The sequence below is a fragment of the Kitasatospora sp. A2-31 genome, from assembly GCF_022288725.1.
Classification (GTDB): Bacteria; Actinomycetota; Actinomycetes; order Streptomycetales; family Streptomycetaceae; genus Kitasatospora.
This window is the reverse complement of the sequence record NZ_JAKNTA010000011.1, coordinates 28,114-41,824: the sequence shown is the minus strand read 5'-3', so window position 1 is coordinate 41,824 and position 13,711 is coordinate 28,114. Positions and strand designations below refer to the sequence as shown.

The window sequence follows — 13,711 nt, the reverse complement described above, 5'->3', positions numbered from 1 at the left end:
GGGTGGGGCCGCTGACGGCGGACGGACCGCCGACCGGCGGCGGACCGCAGCGGCAGTGGAGGGGCACTGGAGCGGCACTGAAGCCGCACTGACGCAGCGCTGGACCCGCGCCGGAGGCCGCCCCGAACCGCCCCCAACCGCCGTGAACCGTCCTGAACCGCCACGAGCACCAACGGTGCCCGCCCCCGGCCCGTCGCACGCCGGTGCCCGGCCCCGCCGTGGGCGGGACCGGGCACCGGGAGGGGCCTGCGAAGGCGCTCCGGAGGCTGCGACGCGGCCTCAGGGGGTGAGGCGCAGGCGGTCGCGGGCCGCCGCGTCCACCGCGGCCGTCCCGTACGGCCAGGTCAGGCTGTCGCCCCTGGCCCAGAGCTTCGTCTGGTCGGTGTAGGTGTCCGCGGTGGCGTGGCCGGAGGCACCGGTCAGGTTGATCCAGCGCGAGCGCTCGAAGTCCGCCAGGTCCACCACCATCCGCATCGAGGGGACCCAGACCACCTCGAAGCCCTTCTTCGGGTCCCAGCCGTTGGCGAGCACCGTGTCGGTGCCGCCGCCGACGCCGATCGGGTCGGCGTTCAGCAGCCACTGCAGCGGGGCGGGGCCGGCGGTGCCCAGGGTGGGGTTCTCCAGCGTCAGGGTGTGCAGGGCGCCCCAGCGCCACTTCTTCGGGTCGTCGCCGAGTCGCTCCTTCAGGTCGGCGGCGGCCTGCTCCATCGCCCGGCGCAGCATGGCGTCGCGGCCCCGGACGCCGGGGTCGGCGGTACTCGTCCACCAGAGGCTGTCCGGCTTGTCGAGCAGGCCGCGCACCACCTCGAACCAGTGGCCGCCGCCGTCCGGGTAGGCGTAGCCCTTGACCCCCGCCCGGCTCAGCCGGTCGGTGAACGCCTCCTTCAACAGCTCGCGCCAGACCGCGTTGAAGTAGGCGGCCGGGGCCGAGTCGGCGCCCTGGGTGAAGTCCCAGCCGCGGAGCAGGTCCCGGGCCGGCCCCGCCTCGGCTCCCACCTGGACCCGGAGCAGGTGCGGCACCAGGGTGGCGGCGTTGCCGTTCCAGGTGTCCTGGGTGATCCGCTCCATCGCCGCGACGTCCAGCCTGCCGGCCTGCTCGATCAGTTCGGCGATCCGGCGGCTGCGGTAGCCGGTGCCCCAGTCGGCGCCGATCAGGTGCGGGTAGCCGGGGCCGACGACCGCGTTGTTGGCGGTGACGATGTAGCCCTCCGGCGGGTTGAAGCTGGTGGGCAGCTGGTCGAAGGGCAGGTAGCCGGTCCAGTCGTAGGCACCGGTCCAGCCCGGCACCGGGCGGCGGCTGTCGCCGGCCTTGCGGACGGGGATGCGGCCCGGCGTCTGGTAGCCGATGTTGCCGGCGGTGTCCGCGTAGATCATGTTCTGCACGGGGGAGGCGAAGACCGCGGCGGCGGCGCGGAAGTCCTTCCAGTCCCTGGCGCGGTCCAGGGCGAACAGGGCGTCGACCGTGGGGGCGGGATCGAGGGCGGTCCACTGCATCGCCACCGCGTAGCCGTCCTGCTCGCCGTGCGGCGGGACGTCCGGCACCCGGCCGCGGTCGGCCACCTCGTGGGCGGTCTTGAGCACGTCCGAGATCAACGGGCCGTGCAGGGTGGACCGCACGGTCAGGTCGACCGGACGTCCGCCCGCCACCGCGATCCGCTCCTGGCGGAGGGTCAGCGGCAGCCGGTTCCCCTCGTGCTCGTAGGTGGAGCCGTCGACCCGCTCCACGAACAGGTCGGAGTCGGCGGCGCCGAGGTCGGTGAAGCCCCAGGCGATGTCGGCGTTGTGGCCGATCACCACGCCCGGCATGCCGGCGAAGGTGAAGCCGCTGACGTCGAAGGCGCAGTCCGGGCCGACCCGGGTGCAGTGCAGGCCCACCTGGTACCAGATGCCCGGGAGCGAAGGGGTCAGGTGCGGGTCGTTCTCCAGCAGCGGCTTGCCCGTGGTGCTGCGACTGCCGGCCACCACCCAGGAGTTGGAGCCGATGCCGGTGCCCTGCGGGCCGAGGACGGCGGCCAGGACGGTGCGCACCGCCGCGCTGTCGGCCAGCGCGGCCGAGGCCGCTGCGGGGACGGTGGCCGGGGCGGGCGCCGACGGTGCGGGCGCCGGCGGTTCGGCGGGGTTCCCCCTGATGGTCGGCCGCCGGCTGGGCGGCGGGCGCCCGGTCGGGGACGATGGGTGTCCAGCGCCGGTAGTCGTAGTCGGGGAAGAGGTCGTCGGACGCCCCGTCCGGCAGGTCGGCGGGCAGCATCGCGTGCTCGAACTGGTCGATCATGCCGGTGTTGAGGTTCCAGGCCATGGTCTTCAGCCAGGAGACCGAGTCGGCCGGGGTCCACGGGTCGGGCCGGTAGTCGCCGGCGACGAAGCCGAGCACCGGGTACTCCACCGACAGCTCGGCACCCTCGTGCCGACCGAGGTAGGCGTTGACGCCGTCAGAGAAGGCCCGCAGGTACTCCTGGGTCTGCGGCGACAGCATCGTCACCTCCTGCTCGGCCACCCGGTACCAGCCGAAGGTGCGGGCCACCTTGTCGGTCTGCACTTCGCTCGGGCCGAACATCTCGGCCAGCCGGCCGGCGGTGACGTGCCGTTGGACGTCCATCTGCCAGAACCGGTCCTGCGCCTGGGCGTAGCCCTCGGCGAGGAAGAGGTCGTGCGCACTGTCGGCGTATATCTGCGGGATGCCGGAGGCGTCCCGGACGATCCGGGCCTCGCCGTGCAGTCCCGGCACGGTGGTGCTCCCGGACAGCTGCGGCAGCGAGCGCTGCACCGTCCAGTACGCGTAGCCGGCCAGGCTGGCGGCCGCCAGCAGGACCAGGGCGGTGAGGACGACCGCGGTGCGCTTGAGGATCCACAGCACGCGTCGCCGCCGTGGGCGCGGGGCAGGAGCGGCGTCGGCGCCGGCGTCGGCCGCCGCCCCGGCCGGCATGCCGGCGGCGGCCGTGTCCGGGGCAGGGGCCGGTGCGTGGCCGGCCTCCGGTACGGCTGCGGCCTCCGGTACGGGTTCGGCCGGTGCGGGTTCGGTGCCCGGACGCGGATCGTCCGGCGCGGGGGTGTGGGTCTGGACTGTCACGGGGCGGCTGCTTCCTTGTCTCGACGGGATTCCGGCCATGGCAAGTGCCGCCGTGCGCGGGCGGGCGGGCGCTGGCGCACGGCGGCGGGGGGCAGGGACGAGCGAACGGGGACGGGCGAACGGGCAGACGGAAGGGCAGCCGCGGGGGCGGCCGCGCGGGCAGCGGGGGCGCGGCGGACGGGCAGAGATCCGCGCACGGCCGGGCGCCGCGGTCGCCGGTCGATCCGGCGTCCTGGCGCGGGGGGTTCACGGCCGTGCGATCCCCGACCGCACGGGACGGGACGGGACGGGCCGGGGTGGCCCGGAGCCGCCGGTCCGACGCCTCAGCGGGCCAGCCGGGTCGGACCGTCGGCCCAGGGACCGCGTGCGGCTGCGCGCGGTGCGGGCACGGTGGCCGGCGTGGTGCCGACCAGAGCCAGGTGGGGCCGCCCCGCTGCCGGCTCCGCACGGTGCGCCGCCGCCGGCGCCGCGGGTACGTCACGGCCCGGAGCCGGGTCGCCGCCCGGCTCGACCGGGCCGGCCGCAGGGGCGAGGGAGAGCGGGACGGCGGGGCGGGCCGGTACGAGCGGATCGGGGCGTCCGGCGAGGATCGCCTCCTCGATGCTGCGCAGCTCCGGCCCCGGCAGCAGGCCGAGGTTCTCCGTCAGGGTGTGCCGGGCCCGCTGGTACGCGGCCAGCGCGTCGGCCTGCCGGCTGCCCCGGTAGAGCGCGGCCATGAGCAGGGCCCAGAGCCGCTCGCGGTACGGGTGCTCGGTGGTGAGGACGAGCAGGTGGGGCACCAGCCAGGCGTGGCCGCCGAGTTGGAGCGCCAGTTCGGCGTGCTCCTCGACCACGGCGAGGCGCAGCTCCGCGAGCCGGGCGCGTTCGACGTCGAGCAGCGGGCCGCTGACTCCGGTGAGTGCGGGGCCGGACCAGGAGTCCAGCGCGGCGGCGAGGGTCCGTTCGGCGGCCTCGGGCTGCCCGGCCGAGCGCAGCGCCCGGGCATCGGCCACCGACCGCTCGAAGCGGCCGAGGTCGCACTGGTGGGGGCCGACGGAGAGCCGGTAGGAGGCGCCGATCCGGGTGAGCACGCCACCGGTCGTGCGCGGGGCCCGGTCGGGTTCGAAGAGCCTGCGCAGCTTGGAGACGTACGCCTGCACCAGGTTGGCGCCGTCCGCCACGGTGGCGTCGCCCCAGATCCCGTCGATCAGGTGGTCGCGGCTGACGGGTGAGCCGGCGCGCAGCAGCAGGACGGCGAGCAGGGCGCGCTGGCGGGGCGCTCCGAGCGGGAGTTCGATGCCGTCCCGCCAGCCCCGGACTTCACCCAGCAGTTCGAAGCTGAGGCCGTCCGGGTGGGTGGTCGGAAGGAGAGGAGAGGTGGTCATGGCAGCCTCCGCCGAGCCGGGGCCGTCGCGTGGTGGCTCGGACGCAGTTGTGGGAGCTGGTGCGGGGTCAGGGCCGCGCCGGGGAAGGTCCGTTCAGGGTCGGTCGGGGCCGGGGCGGCGCGGGTCCGGGCCGGCCGGACGGTGGTGCCGGGCGGGCCGGCGCCGGTTCACCACTGCCAGCCCATGTCGTCCGTGTCCGCGTTGTGGTGCCCGGAGCCCGTGTTGGCGGTGGCGGTGCCGGCGGTGTGGGCCGCGGTGGCGGCCGACGTGGCCGGCTCCTGGCCGGCGAGGGTGGCGGCGCCGCGGTCCGGTGCCACGGTCCCGGTACCGGCGGCGAGCCCCGCGGCGGCGCCCAGGACCACGGTGGCGGCGGCGAGGGCGGAGACGAGACGGAACTTCAGGGCGAACATGGTGGCTCCTTTCGGGCATGGGGATGCCCGGTCGTGCGGTGTGTGGGTGGTCGGTTGGGCGGCGGTCCGTTCCGGTGGCTGCTCGCCGCACTTCGACACTTCGATTCTGCCCGGCCCGCAAGCCGGTTGTCCCTGCTCTCGGGTGACACAAGTTGTCGCTGGCATATCTGTGTCAGCGGCCGTGGCCGGATCGTGCCGGGGGCGGTGCGGCGGTCAGACGTCCACGAACCACCCTGTCAGTTCGGGGGTTCTGGCGATCGCCTGGGCGCAGACGGTCAGGCAGAGGGCGCGCGCGGTGTCCGGGCATGGTGCGATCACGAACATCACGCCGCGCGCGCCGGCGCGCGAGCCGTGTACGCGGATGTGTTCCGGGCCGCGGTGGAGGTGGGCGGCGGCGTGCAACGCGGCGGCCACCGTACCGTCGGCCGGAACCGGCGCGTCGCGGGGGCGGGTCATGGTGAAGTGAACGACATGCACGCAGCCACGATGGTGGAAGTCGGGCGCCGACAGGCGGGCCCGGGCGGGCACGTTCTTGCCATGGCCTGCCTGTGCCAGCCCGAAAGTCCGGTTTCCCGTGATCGATCCCGTTCTGCGATCGCCGGCCGCCGTCCGGTTCCCGCTCGCTCCCGGTGCTCTCCCGTCCGGTTTCGTCCCCCTGTGGTGGCACCGAACACCGGCTGATCGGGGGGTGCCTGGGTTTTCGGCGGCGGTGGTATTTTCTGACCTGGACCTGCTCAGATGTGCACGCCGGAGCTCTGTGTCCATTACTGTACGTGCGCGAACCGATTCCTGGTTGCGGCGCAGCCCGTCTCATGTCAGGGGGCCGATCGAATGCTGACCACGCTGGGACTCACGCGCGAGGCCGAGGCCGTCTACCGCCTCATGCTGAGTCAGCCGGACTGGGGCGTGGTCCGCATCGCCGAGTCGCTCGCCTGGGCCGAGTCCGCCGTCCGCGCCGCGATGGACGAGCTGGCCGACCACGAGCTGATCCGCCCGTCCTGGGAGGGCGGCGGCGCGATGCGCACGGTCAGCCCCAAGGTCGCCTTCGAGGCGCTGATCGCCCGCCGGCAGGCCGAGGTCGCGCGCAAGCAGCACGAGGTCGAGTCCAGCCGGGCCGCGATCGCCGGGCTCGTCGCCGAGTACTCCATGCTGCGGCCCGAGGAGGGCTCCGGCGGCGTCGAGCACCTGACGTGCCTGAACGAGATCCGGGCCCGTCTGGAGGAGTTGGGCGCCCAGGCCTGCCGCGAGACGATGTCCTTCGCCCCCGGTGGCAAGCAGACCCCGGAGAACCGCGAGGCCAGCCGCCCGATCACGCAGGCGCTGCTGGACCGCGGGGTCAAGGTGAAGACCGTCTACCTGAGCAGCATCCGCAACGATCCGGGCAGCGTCGAGCACGCCAACTGGCTGGCCGCGCAGGGCGGCGAGACCCGCACCACCAGCGTCCTGCCGATGCGGATGCAGATCGTGGACCGCGAGGTCGCGATGGTCCCCCTCGACCCCGACGACCTGACCAAGGGCGTCGCCGTGATCCGCGAACTCGGCGCCGTCGCCGGCCTGTGCGCGCTCTTCGACCAGATCTGGGAGCAGTCCGAGGTGCTCGGCGCAGCCCCCGTCACCCCGGCCGGCGAGATCACCCCGCAGCAGCGTGAACTGCTCCGCCTGCTCTCCGCCGGCCTCACCGACGAGGCCGCCGCCCGCCGCCTCGGTGTCTCCCTCCGGACCGAGCGCCGGATGATCACCGACCTGATGGAGCAGCTCGGTGCCCAGAGCCGGTTCCAGCTCGGCCAGCGGGTCACCGAGCGCGGTCTCCTCTGACGACCCGCCGGGCGGCGCTCCCGGCGCGTCCCGGCGCGCCCCGCGGGCCCGCCCGCGCTCCCGGCGGATCCCCCCCGCGGACGGGCCCGCCCGACCGCCTCAGATCACGGAGGGCCAGGGGACCGTGGTCCGGACCGGGGCGTCGTAGTCCGTCCCGGGGACGTGCCACCCGTAGAGCCGGCCCATTCTGCGCCCGGAACCAGTCGGTGTCCGCGAGCCCGGCCAGCGTGTCGGTGGTCGCGGCGGCCCGGCGTTCCTGGACCGCGGCCTGGACCTCGTCGTCCATCTCCCAGCCGTCCAGGCGGATCCGCTGCTCCTCGTCGAACTGGAGCGGCGCTGCGCCGGTGAGCTGCTGCCGGAGAGCGGTGGCCTGCTGGGCGGTGCTCCGGAAGTCGTGGCCGAGTGGGGTGCTGCGCGTCCGGCGGCTGTGACGCGCCGGAGGTGCGGTCCAGAGGAAGCCGGTACGCGGGCCGGTGTGCAGGCGAGGTCCTGCACGCCGGCCCGCGGTGTGGCCGTGGACGGGGCCTCAGCCCGTGATCGGCTTGAGCGCGGCGGTCAGCATCGCCGCCATGCCGGCGGCGCCGTTGTAGGAGCCGACGGTGGCGTCGTTCCCGGCGTTGATGATGTCGTCCCCGGCGACCTGGTTCCCATCGCCGACGATGATCGTCCCGTAGTTGCCGCCCGTGGCCTGGGCGGCGTCCACGGCGGAGCCGGCCACCCCGCTGGACCCGTTGCCGGATCCGACGGTGGCGTCGTGACCCGCGTTGATGATGTCGTAGCCGGCGACCTGGTTGCCGTCGCCGACGATGATGGTCCCGTGGTTGCCGCCGGAGACGACCTCGGCGCTCGCGGCGGTCGGCACGGCGGCGAGGCCGGCGGCGGCGAGCAGGGTCAGCATCCGGGTGAGGTGACGATGCATGGGGGATTTCTCCGCTTCTGTCATTGAATGTCCCGTTCGGGCGAAGGCGACAGTAAGCACAGCTCCCCGGCGCGGCGGGCGATGGTCCGCCGCCCGTGGCGTGTCGGCCGGTCGGGTCGGGGCCGGTCGGGTCAATCTCCGGACCCTGGGCGTCGGTCCGCGCGGGCCCGAGCCGTCCTCGTCCGGGTTTCGAGTCCGTTTATCGGACGTCAACCTGGCGTTGGTGGGATCGAGGCTCCCTGTCAGGACACCGACAAGAAGGAGTGTCTTCCGTGACCTCTCACCCCGGGCGCACCACCGGCCGCACGCGGACGCTACCGGCGCTGATGGCGGCGCTGTGCGGGATCATCGGCACCGGCGCGGTCGGTACGACCCCGGCGGCTGCGGCCGCGGCCGCAGCCGACCAGCGCCACCCGATCTACGCCATCGCGCACCGGGTCGACACCCTGGACGGCGTGGACGCCGCCCTCAACCACGGCGCGAACGGCATCGAGATCGATGTCTGCGCCTGGTGGAACCCCAACGAATGGCGCGCCTACCACGACTGCTCCTCGGCCGGTGACAACCGGCTGGGCCCGAGCTTCGACAGCATGATCGACCGCATCGTGTCCAACGCCAACGCGGGGCGTCGGCTCGCACTGGTCTGGCTGGACGTCAAGGACCCGAACTACTGCGGCGAGCAGCAGAACCGCGGGTGCAGCGTCGCCGGCCTGCGCGACAAGGCGCAGCGGCTGACGGCCGCCGGGATCCAGGTGCTCTACGGCTTCTACGAGTACCACGGCGGCAACACCCCGGACGTCGGCGGCCGCGGCTGGAAGAGCCTGGAGGGCAGGCTCGGCCCCCTGGAGGGCATCACCACCACCGGGACCCGCGACCAGGTCCGCAACGCCTTCGACCGGTCCGGCTCCGGATTCCCGGCCGGCCACCGGGTGATGGACTACGGCGACAGCGACATCACCAAGGGGTTCGGCAACTGCACGGAGGTCACCTACAACACCTGCGCGGAGCTGAAGAAGGGCGCCGGCGACCGTGCCGCCGGCCAGCTCGCGGCCACGCTCTCCTGGACGACCACCTACAACGACCCGTGGTACGTCGACAAGCTGCTGGGCGATGCGCGCGTGGACGGCATCATCGCGGGCTACGGCGCCTTCACCGGAGTGCGCGAGTACGACAACGGCTGGCAGTGCGCCAATGCCGTCAACCTCGTCCGCGACTGGGTGAACCGCCACCGCGGCACCCATCGGATGGCCAGCGGCGGTGACCGCCTGTTCCGATAGCGGCACCCGGGCCCGTGGGCGCTGCGCCGCGCCCGCGGGCCCGTCCGCCTCCCGCCGGGGTGAGGGATCCCCGGGCCGGGGGGCCGGGCTTCTGGGACCATGCCCCCATGGACACCGAGACGCTCGTACGTACGCGCCGGGCCCTGCACGCGGTGGCGGAGCTGGTCCTGGCCGGGCCGCAGTACCGGGCCGGCGGCACGATCCGGCTGCGCGCCCGTCCGGGCGGCTTCGCCACCGTCGTCGAGCCGGAACTGCGGGTGGTCGGCGCGGAGCTGGTCGCGCCCGGGCGGGTGCTGTCCCTCGAACGGACCACCTGCAGCGAGCTCGGCACGGCCCTGGGGCTCGCGGTCGGCGCTCCCGCCGGGCTGTACCACGACGGGCCGGGCGTCGCGGCCGACGACCCGGTGGAGGCGGACCCGTCCGCCGCCCGCCGGATCGCGGACTGCTTCGCACTCGGCGACGCCGCGCTCCGCGGGCTGTTCACGGGCGCGGACCCGGTCATCTGGCCCGAGCACTTCGACATCGGGGTGACCGTCGACGAGGTGAACTACGGCGTCTCGCCGGGCGACGCCTTCCAACCGGAGCCCTACGCCTACGTCGGCCCGCACACCCCGCCGCGGCCGGGCGGGTTCTGGAACGCGCCGTTCGGCGCCGCCCGGACGGTCCGCGAACTCGGCGACGTCGGCGGCCTCACGGCCTTCCTGGACCAGGGCCGCCGACTGGCCCACGGCGCCTGACGGGTCCGGGGCGTCCGACAGGTCCGGCGGGCGGGCCTCAGGGCAGCAGGATCAGCTTGCCCGTCATCCGGCCGCTCCGGCTGAGCCGGTGCGCCTCCTCGGCTTCGGTGAGCGGCAGGGTCTGCGCGAGGGAGACCCGGAGGCTGCCGTCGGCCACCGCCGCCACCAGGGGTTCCAGCCGCCGGCCGGTGGGCCTGCCGAGGATGCTCCGGGAGCGCCGCGGTGCGACGAGCAGTTGCAGGAGGGAGGCCGGGTCGTCGCCCGCCACCATGATGTGGAGGCCCCGGGCGGACAGCAGCGCCCGGCAGCCGGCGGCGGAGTAGCCGCCCACGCAGTCGATGACGAGGTGGAAGGGGCCGTGGGCGCGGGCCTGGGCCAGCGCGTCACCCGATCCGTAGTCGATCACCGCATCGGCGCCCAGGCCGCCGACCAGCTCCGTGTTCCGCGCCGAACAGACCCCGACCGTGAAGGCCCCCTCCGACCTGGCGATCTGCACCGCGAACTGGCCCACGGCCCCGGAGGCGCCCAGGACCAGCACCCGCCGCTCGGCCGGCTGCACCCGGCGGATCCGGCCCAGCTCCACCACCGCCATCCGGGCGGTCACCCCGCTCACCGGGAGGGCGGCGGCCACGGTGAGGTCGACCGAGTCGGGGACCGGGCAGAGCTGGTCCGCGCGCACCACCACCGAGTCGGCGTACGAGCCGCGCTGCCGCCGGGAGAAGTCGGTCCCGCCCACCACGCGGTCGCCCGGCGCGAAGCCCGTGACCCCCGGGCCGACCGCGTCGACCACCCCGGCGAAGTCCATCCCCACGACCACCGGAGGCCTCGGCCCCAGCACCCGGCCGGCCAGCCGCAGCGGACCGTAGCTGCGCATCTTCCAGTCGATCGGGTTCACCCCGGCGGCCCGCACGCCGACCCGGACCTCCCCCTTGCGCGGCTCGGGTGTGGGCAGCTCCACGAGTTCCAGCCGTTCGCCGGCCTTCCAACTGCGTTGCGCCATGGCTCTCATGACGCAGTAGCCTACGGCGCCCGGCGGCCGGCCGGTACGCCCCCGCGGCGCGCCGCGCCCGACGCCCCGGGGCCGGTTCCGGCCCGCTACACCTCCTCGCCGGCCGCGGGGGCCGGGGATCCGGCCGTGGCGGGCGCGGCCTCCCCGTCCCCGGGCCTCGACGGCAGGCGGCCTCGGGCCGCCCGCCGGCCGAGCCTGCGCTGCTCGGCCCTCGCCCAGCGGTCCACCCGAGCCGGGTCGAGCGGCGCGCCGTGGCCGACGTGGAGCCGGGCGGGCCCGAGGGCGAGCATCGCCCGGAGGCTGGCGAGGTTGGCGAGCGGGTCGTCATGGAAGGGCGGGTTGGCGGGCCGGCCCGGGAGCAGGCCCAGGAAGGAGTTGGCGACGAGGTCGCCGGCCACCAGGTCCCCGTCGTCGGTGAGGAGCGAGACGGACCCGGCGGTGTGGCCCGGGGTGGGGATGATGCGGCCGTCGACGCCGAAGTCCGAGACGTCGGTCTCTCCGGTCAGGACGATGTCGGGTTCGAACGGCTCGGCCGGTTCGTGGAGCTTCCGGTTCCGGGCCATCAGCCGCCCCATCGGCCCGGTGGGCAGGTACGGCAGGCGGCCCCGCCCGGACCGGTAGGGCCCCAGGTCGGCGGCGTGCGCGGCGATCGGCGCGCCGGTGAGCCGGCGCAGTTCGGCGGCGGAGCCGAAGTGGTCGAGGTGGCCGTGGGTGACGACGATGAGGCGGACGTCGCGCGGGTCGACGCCGTGCGCGGCGACCTGTTCGACGATCCGCGGGCCGCTGCCGGGGGTTCCGGCGTCGACGATGATCGGGTGGCGGCCGAGCAACAGGTGGGCGTTGACTGCTCGCCGGCCCACGACGGGCAGGGCGACGACCTCGGTACGGGACAACGGGAGACTCCTCCGGGAGGCGGGGCTGAGGGTGGGTCGGGGGGTTCAACGGGTGGACGGGTGGGGGTGGAACCGGCGCCGGTACTCGGCCGGGGTGGTGCCCAGCCGCCGGCGGAAGGCCCGGTGCAGCGTCTCGACCGACCCGAGTCCGCTGGCCGCCGCGATGTCGGGCAGGCCGTGCGCGGACTCCTCCAGGAGGCGGCGGGCGGCCTCCACCCGGACCGCCTCCAGGTAGTCGGCGGGGGTGCGGCCGGTGGACTCGCGGAAGACGCGGGCGAAGTGCCGCACGCTCAGAAAGTGTTGGGTAACTGGGTGATCACTCGCTCGTGAGGTCGTCGGCGAGGCGGCGGGCTGCTTCGATCTCGATGGGGCCGTGGGGTTCGATCGTCTCGTCGGCGAGGCGGGCGGCCATGAGGCGGATCATCGCGACCTTGATCATCGCTTCGGCGTGCGCGGTCTTGCGCTCGTAGTCCCGTGCCAACCGTCTGCACCGTCCCAGCCAGGAGAATGTCCGCTCGACCACCCACCTGCGGGGCAGCACCTGGAAGCCTTTCACATCCGCATTCCGGGGCACCGCGACGATCTCCAGGTTCTCCCGCTCCGCCGCCCAGCCGACGAGCCCCGCATCGATCGCGTTGACGTAGCCCCCGTCCACCCACACCAGTCCGACCTGCGGAAACGCATCGCGGACACCGGCGAGGACCAGCTTCGCCCCGGCGCGCTCCTGCACCGAGGCCGAGTGCACGACCGCCCGCAGCACGAGGCCGCAGGTGTCCACCAGAAGGTGCCGCTTGCGGCCCCGAACGCGCTTGCCCGCGTCGTAGCCGATGGCCTCGCCGCCCTGGTGACTGCGCACGGATTGTGAGTCCAGCACCGCCGCCGACGGCTGCGGATCTCGGCCGTCCGCCACCCGGAGCCGCTCGCGCAGCGCATCGTGGACCCGGTCCCAGGTCCCGTCCGCCGTCCAGGCGCGGAACCACCGGTAGGCCGCATCCCACGGCGCGAGATCGTGGGGCAGCAGCCGCCACGCACAGCCCGTGACCAGCACGTACAAGACGCTGTCCACGACGAGTCGACGAGGGAACTTCAACGGACGGCCACCCCGGCGCGGATCCCGCCCGGGCAGCAGCGGCTCGATCACCGCCCACTGAGCGTCCGTCAACGACGAGTCATAGGACGGCTTGCAGGAACAGGCACACATGGTGGTGATCTTCGCGGACCCGTCACCCACGAAGATCATCGCCAGCGCATCACGCCATGCAGTTGATCAATTACCCAACACCTTCTCAGGTGCAGGCGGGCGGCCATGGTCTCGACCGAGATCCGGGCGGCGAGGTTGTCGTCGATCCAGCGGCGGAGCCCGTCGATCCGGTCGTCGGCCGTCGTCTGGAGGGAGAGCGGCACGCTGAACTGGCTCTGACCGCCGGGGCGCTTGACGTACATGACCATGGCGCGGGCGGCGTCGAGGGCGAGCGCGGGGCCGAGGTCCTCGGCCACCATGGCGAGGGCGAGGTCCAGGGCGGAGGTCACGCCGGCGCAGGTCCAGGTCCGGCCGGCGCGGATGAAGATCGGCTCGGGGTCGACCGCGACGTCCGGGTACTCCGCGGCCAGTCGGTCGGCGGTGAGCCAGTGGGTGGTCGCGGGCAGACCGGCGAGGAGCCCGGCCGCCGCCAGCAGGTGGACGCCCGCGCACACCCCGCCGACGCGCCGCGCCGCCGGGGCCGCCGTGGCCAGCCACGCGACGACGTCGGGATCGACGACCGCCTCGTGCCGACCGTCCGCGGTGGTCATCGCCCCGGCCACCAGGAGGGTGTCGACGCCGGGGCCCACCTCCGCCAGCGACCGCGCCGCGACCAGGTCGATCCCGGCGGCGGTGGGCAGCGGGCCGGCCTGCGGGGCGGCGACCTCGACACGGTAGGCGGGGGCGTCCCCGGCCACCAGGCGCGAGGCGATCGAGAACACCTCGGCGGGGCCGGTCACCTCCAGTAGTTCGACGCCGGGGAAGGCGGCGATGACGACGGTGCGCGGTTCGGGCATGCGGCGATCCTTCCGCCGGGCCGGAGGTGTCCGCAATGACGGGGTTCTGTCGGATCCGGCCATCGGCCGCTCGCGCGGGCGAGACCGGGCGGGACCGGGCGGGACCTGGCGGGACCTGGCGGCGCCCGCCCGGGGCTCGGGCGGGGCGTCCGGGCCGTGACCGCCGGCGCTCCGGGCCGCGCC

13 protein-coding genes and 2 pseudogenes are annotated in these 13,711 nt (G+C 74.6%); 3 read left to right on the top strand and 12 right to left on the bottom strand.

Annotated features, from left to right (window positions below; all coding sequences use genetic code 11):
* Positions 1–279: 279 nt before the first annotated feature.
* The 5 genes and pseudogenes from MCM47_RS27575 to MCM47_RS27555 all read right to left on the bottom strand — a co-directional run bounded on the left by MCM47_RS27575 (position 280) and on the right by MCM47_RS27555 (position 5,318).
* On the bottom strand, positions 280–2,028 hold the full coding sequence (locus MCM47_RS27575) for a penicillin acylase family protein (RefSeq protein WP_238864425.1): 1,749 nt from the start codon (positions 2,026–2,028) through the stop codon (positions 280–282).
* Positions 2,029–2,257: 229 nt separating this feature from the next.
* Positions 2,258–2,725: pseudogene (locus MCM47_RS27570) on the bottom strand (penicillin acylase family protein); the annotation flags it as partial.
* A gap of 665 nt (positions 2,726–3,390) precedes the next feature.
* Positions 3,391–4,431 (bottom strand): AfsR/SARP family transcriptional regulator, encoded by a 1,041-nt coding sequence (locus tag MCM47_RS27565; protein ID WP_238864424.1) that lies wholly within the window; start codon positions 4,429–4,431, stop codon positions 3,391–3,393.
* 167 nt (positions 4,432–4,598) lie between these two features.
* Positions 4,599–4,841 carry a hypothetical protein gene (locus MCM47_RS27560; RefSeq protein WP_238864423.1) on the bottom strand — a complete coding sequence of 81 codons (243 nt, stop codon included), beginning with the start codon at positions 4,839–4,841 and terminating at the stop codon, positions 4,599–4,601.
* Between the two features lie 213 nt (positions 4,842–5,054).
* Entirely contained in the window at positions 5,055–5,318 is a 264-nt protein-coding gene (locus MCM47_RS27555; RefSeq protein WP_238864422.1) for a hypothetical protein, read from the bottom strand.
* 354 nt (positions 5,319–5,672) lie between these two features.
* On the opposite strand from MCM47_RS27555, the gene MCM47_RS27550 reads away from it, so the two are divergent.
* Positions 5,673–6,656 (top strand): LuxR C-terminal-related transcriptional regulator, encoded by a 984-nt coding sequence (locus tag MCM47_RS27550; RefSeq protein WP_238864421.1) that lies wholly within the window; start codon positions 5,673–5,675, stop codon positions 6,654–6,656.
* Here MCM47_RS27550 and MCM47_RS44095 read toward each other — a convergent pair.
* Both MCM47_RS44095 and MCM47_RS27540 read right to left on the bottom strand, forming a co-directional pair.
* Complete coding sequence (locus MCM47_RS44095; RefSeq protein WP_374209222.1) at positions 6,634–7,137, bottom strand: hypothetical protein; 504 nt, start codon at positions 7,135–7,137, stop codon at positions 6,634–6,636. The genes MCM47_RS27550 and MCM47_RS44095 overlap by 23 nt on opposite strands.
* 45 nt (positions 7,138–7,182) lie before the next feature.
* Positions 7,183–7,575: a hypothetical protein gene (locus MCM47_RS27540; protein ID WP_238864419.1), complete on the bottom strand. Its 393-nt coding sequence runs from the start codon at positions 7,573–7,575 to the stop codon at positions 7,183–7,185.
* Positions 7,576–7,847: 272 nt separating this feature from the next.
* On the opposite strand from MCM47_RS27540, the gene MCM47_RS27535 reads away from it, so the two are divergent.
* Positions 7,848–8,852: a phospholipase gene (locus MCM47_RS27535; RefSeq protein WP_238864418.1), complete on the top strand. Its 1,005-nt coding sequence runs from the start codon at positions 7,848–7,850 to the stop codon at positions 8,850–8,852.
* 107 nt (positions 8,853–8,959) lie between these two features.
* On the top strand, positions 8,960–9,589 hold the full coding sequence (locus tag MCM47_RS27530; RefSeq protein WP_238864417.1) for a hypothetical protein: 630 nt from the start codon (positions 8,960–8,962) through the stop codon (positions 9,587–9,589).
* Between the two features lie 37 nt (positions 9,590–9,626).
* Here the strand turns inward: MCM47_RS27530 and MCM47_RS27525 are convergent, their stop codons facing one another.
* The 5 genes and pseudogenes from MCM47_RS27525 to MCM47_RS27505 form a co-directional block, all read right to left on the bottom strand.
* Positions 9,627–10,589, bottom strand: a complete 963-nt coding sequence (locus MCM47_RS27525; protein WP_238864416.1) for an NAD(P)-dependent alcohol dehydrogenase — start codon at positions 10,587–10,589, stop codon at positions 9,627–9,629.
* Positions 10,590–10,684: 95 nt separating this feature from the next.
* Positions 10,685–11,491, bottom strand: coding sequence for an MBL fold metallo-hydrolase (locus tag MCM47_RS27520; protein WP_238864415.1), 807 nt, complete (start codon positions 11,489–11,491; stop codon positions 10,685–10,687).
* A 45-nt stretch (positions 11,492–11,536) separates the two neighbouring features.
* A pseudogene (locus MCM47_RS27515) lies at positions 11,537–11,785 on the bottom strand (helix-turn-helix domain-containing protein); the annotation flags it as partial.
* 22 nt (positions 11,786–11,807) lie between these two features.
* A complete protein-coding gene (locus MCM47_RS27510) occupies positions 11,808–12,692 on the bottom strand; it encodes an IS5 family transposase (RefSeq protein WP_238863051.1) in 885 nt (294 codons plus the stop codon).
* A 35-nt stretch (positions 12,693–12,727) separates the two neighbouring features.
* Entirely contained in the window at positions 12,728–13,528 is an 801-nt protein-coding gene (locus MCM47_RS27505; protein WP_238864414.1) for a GlxA family transcriptional regulator, read from the bottom strand.
* Positions 13,529–13,711 lie beyond the last annotated feature (183 nt).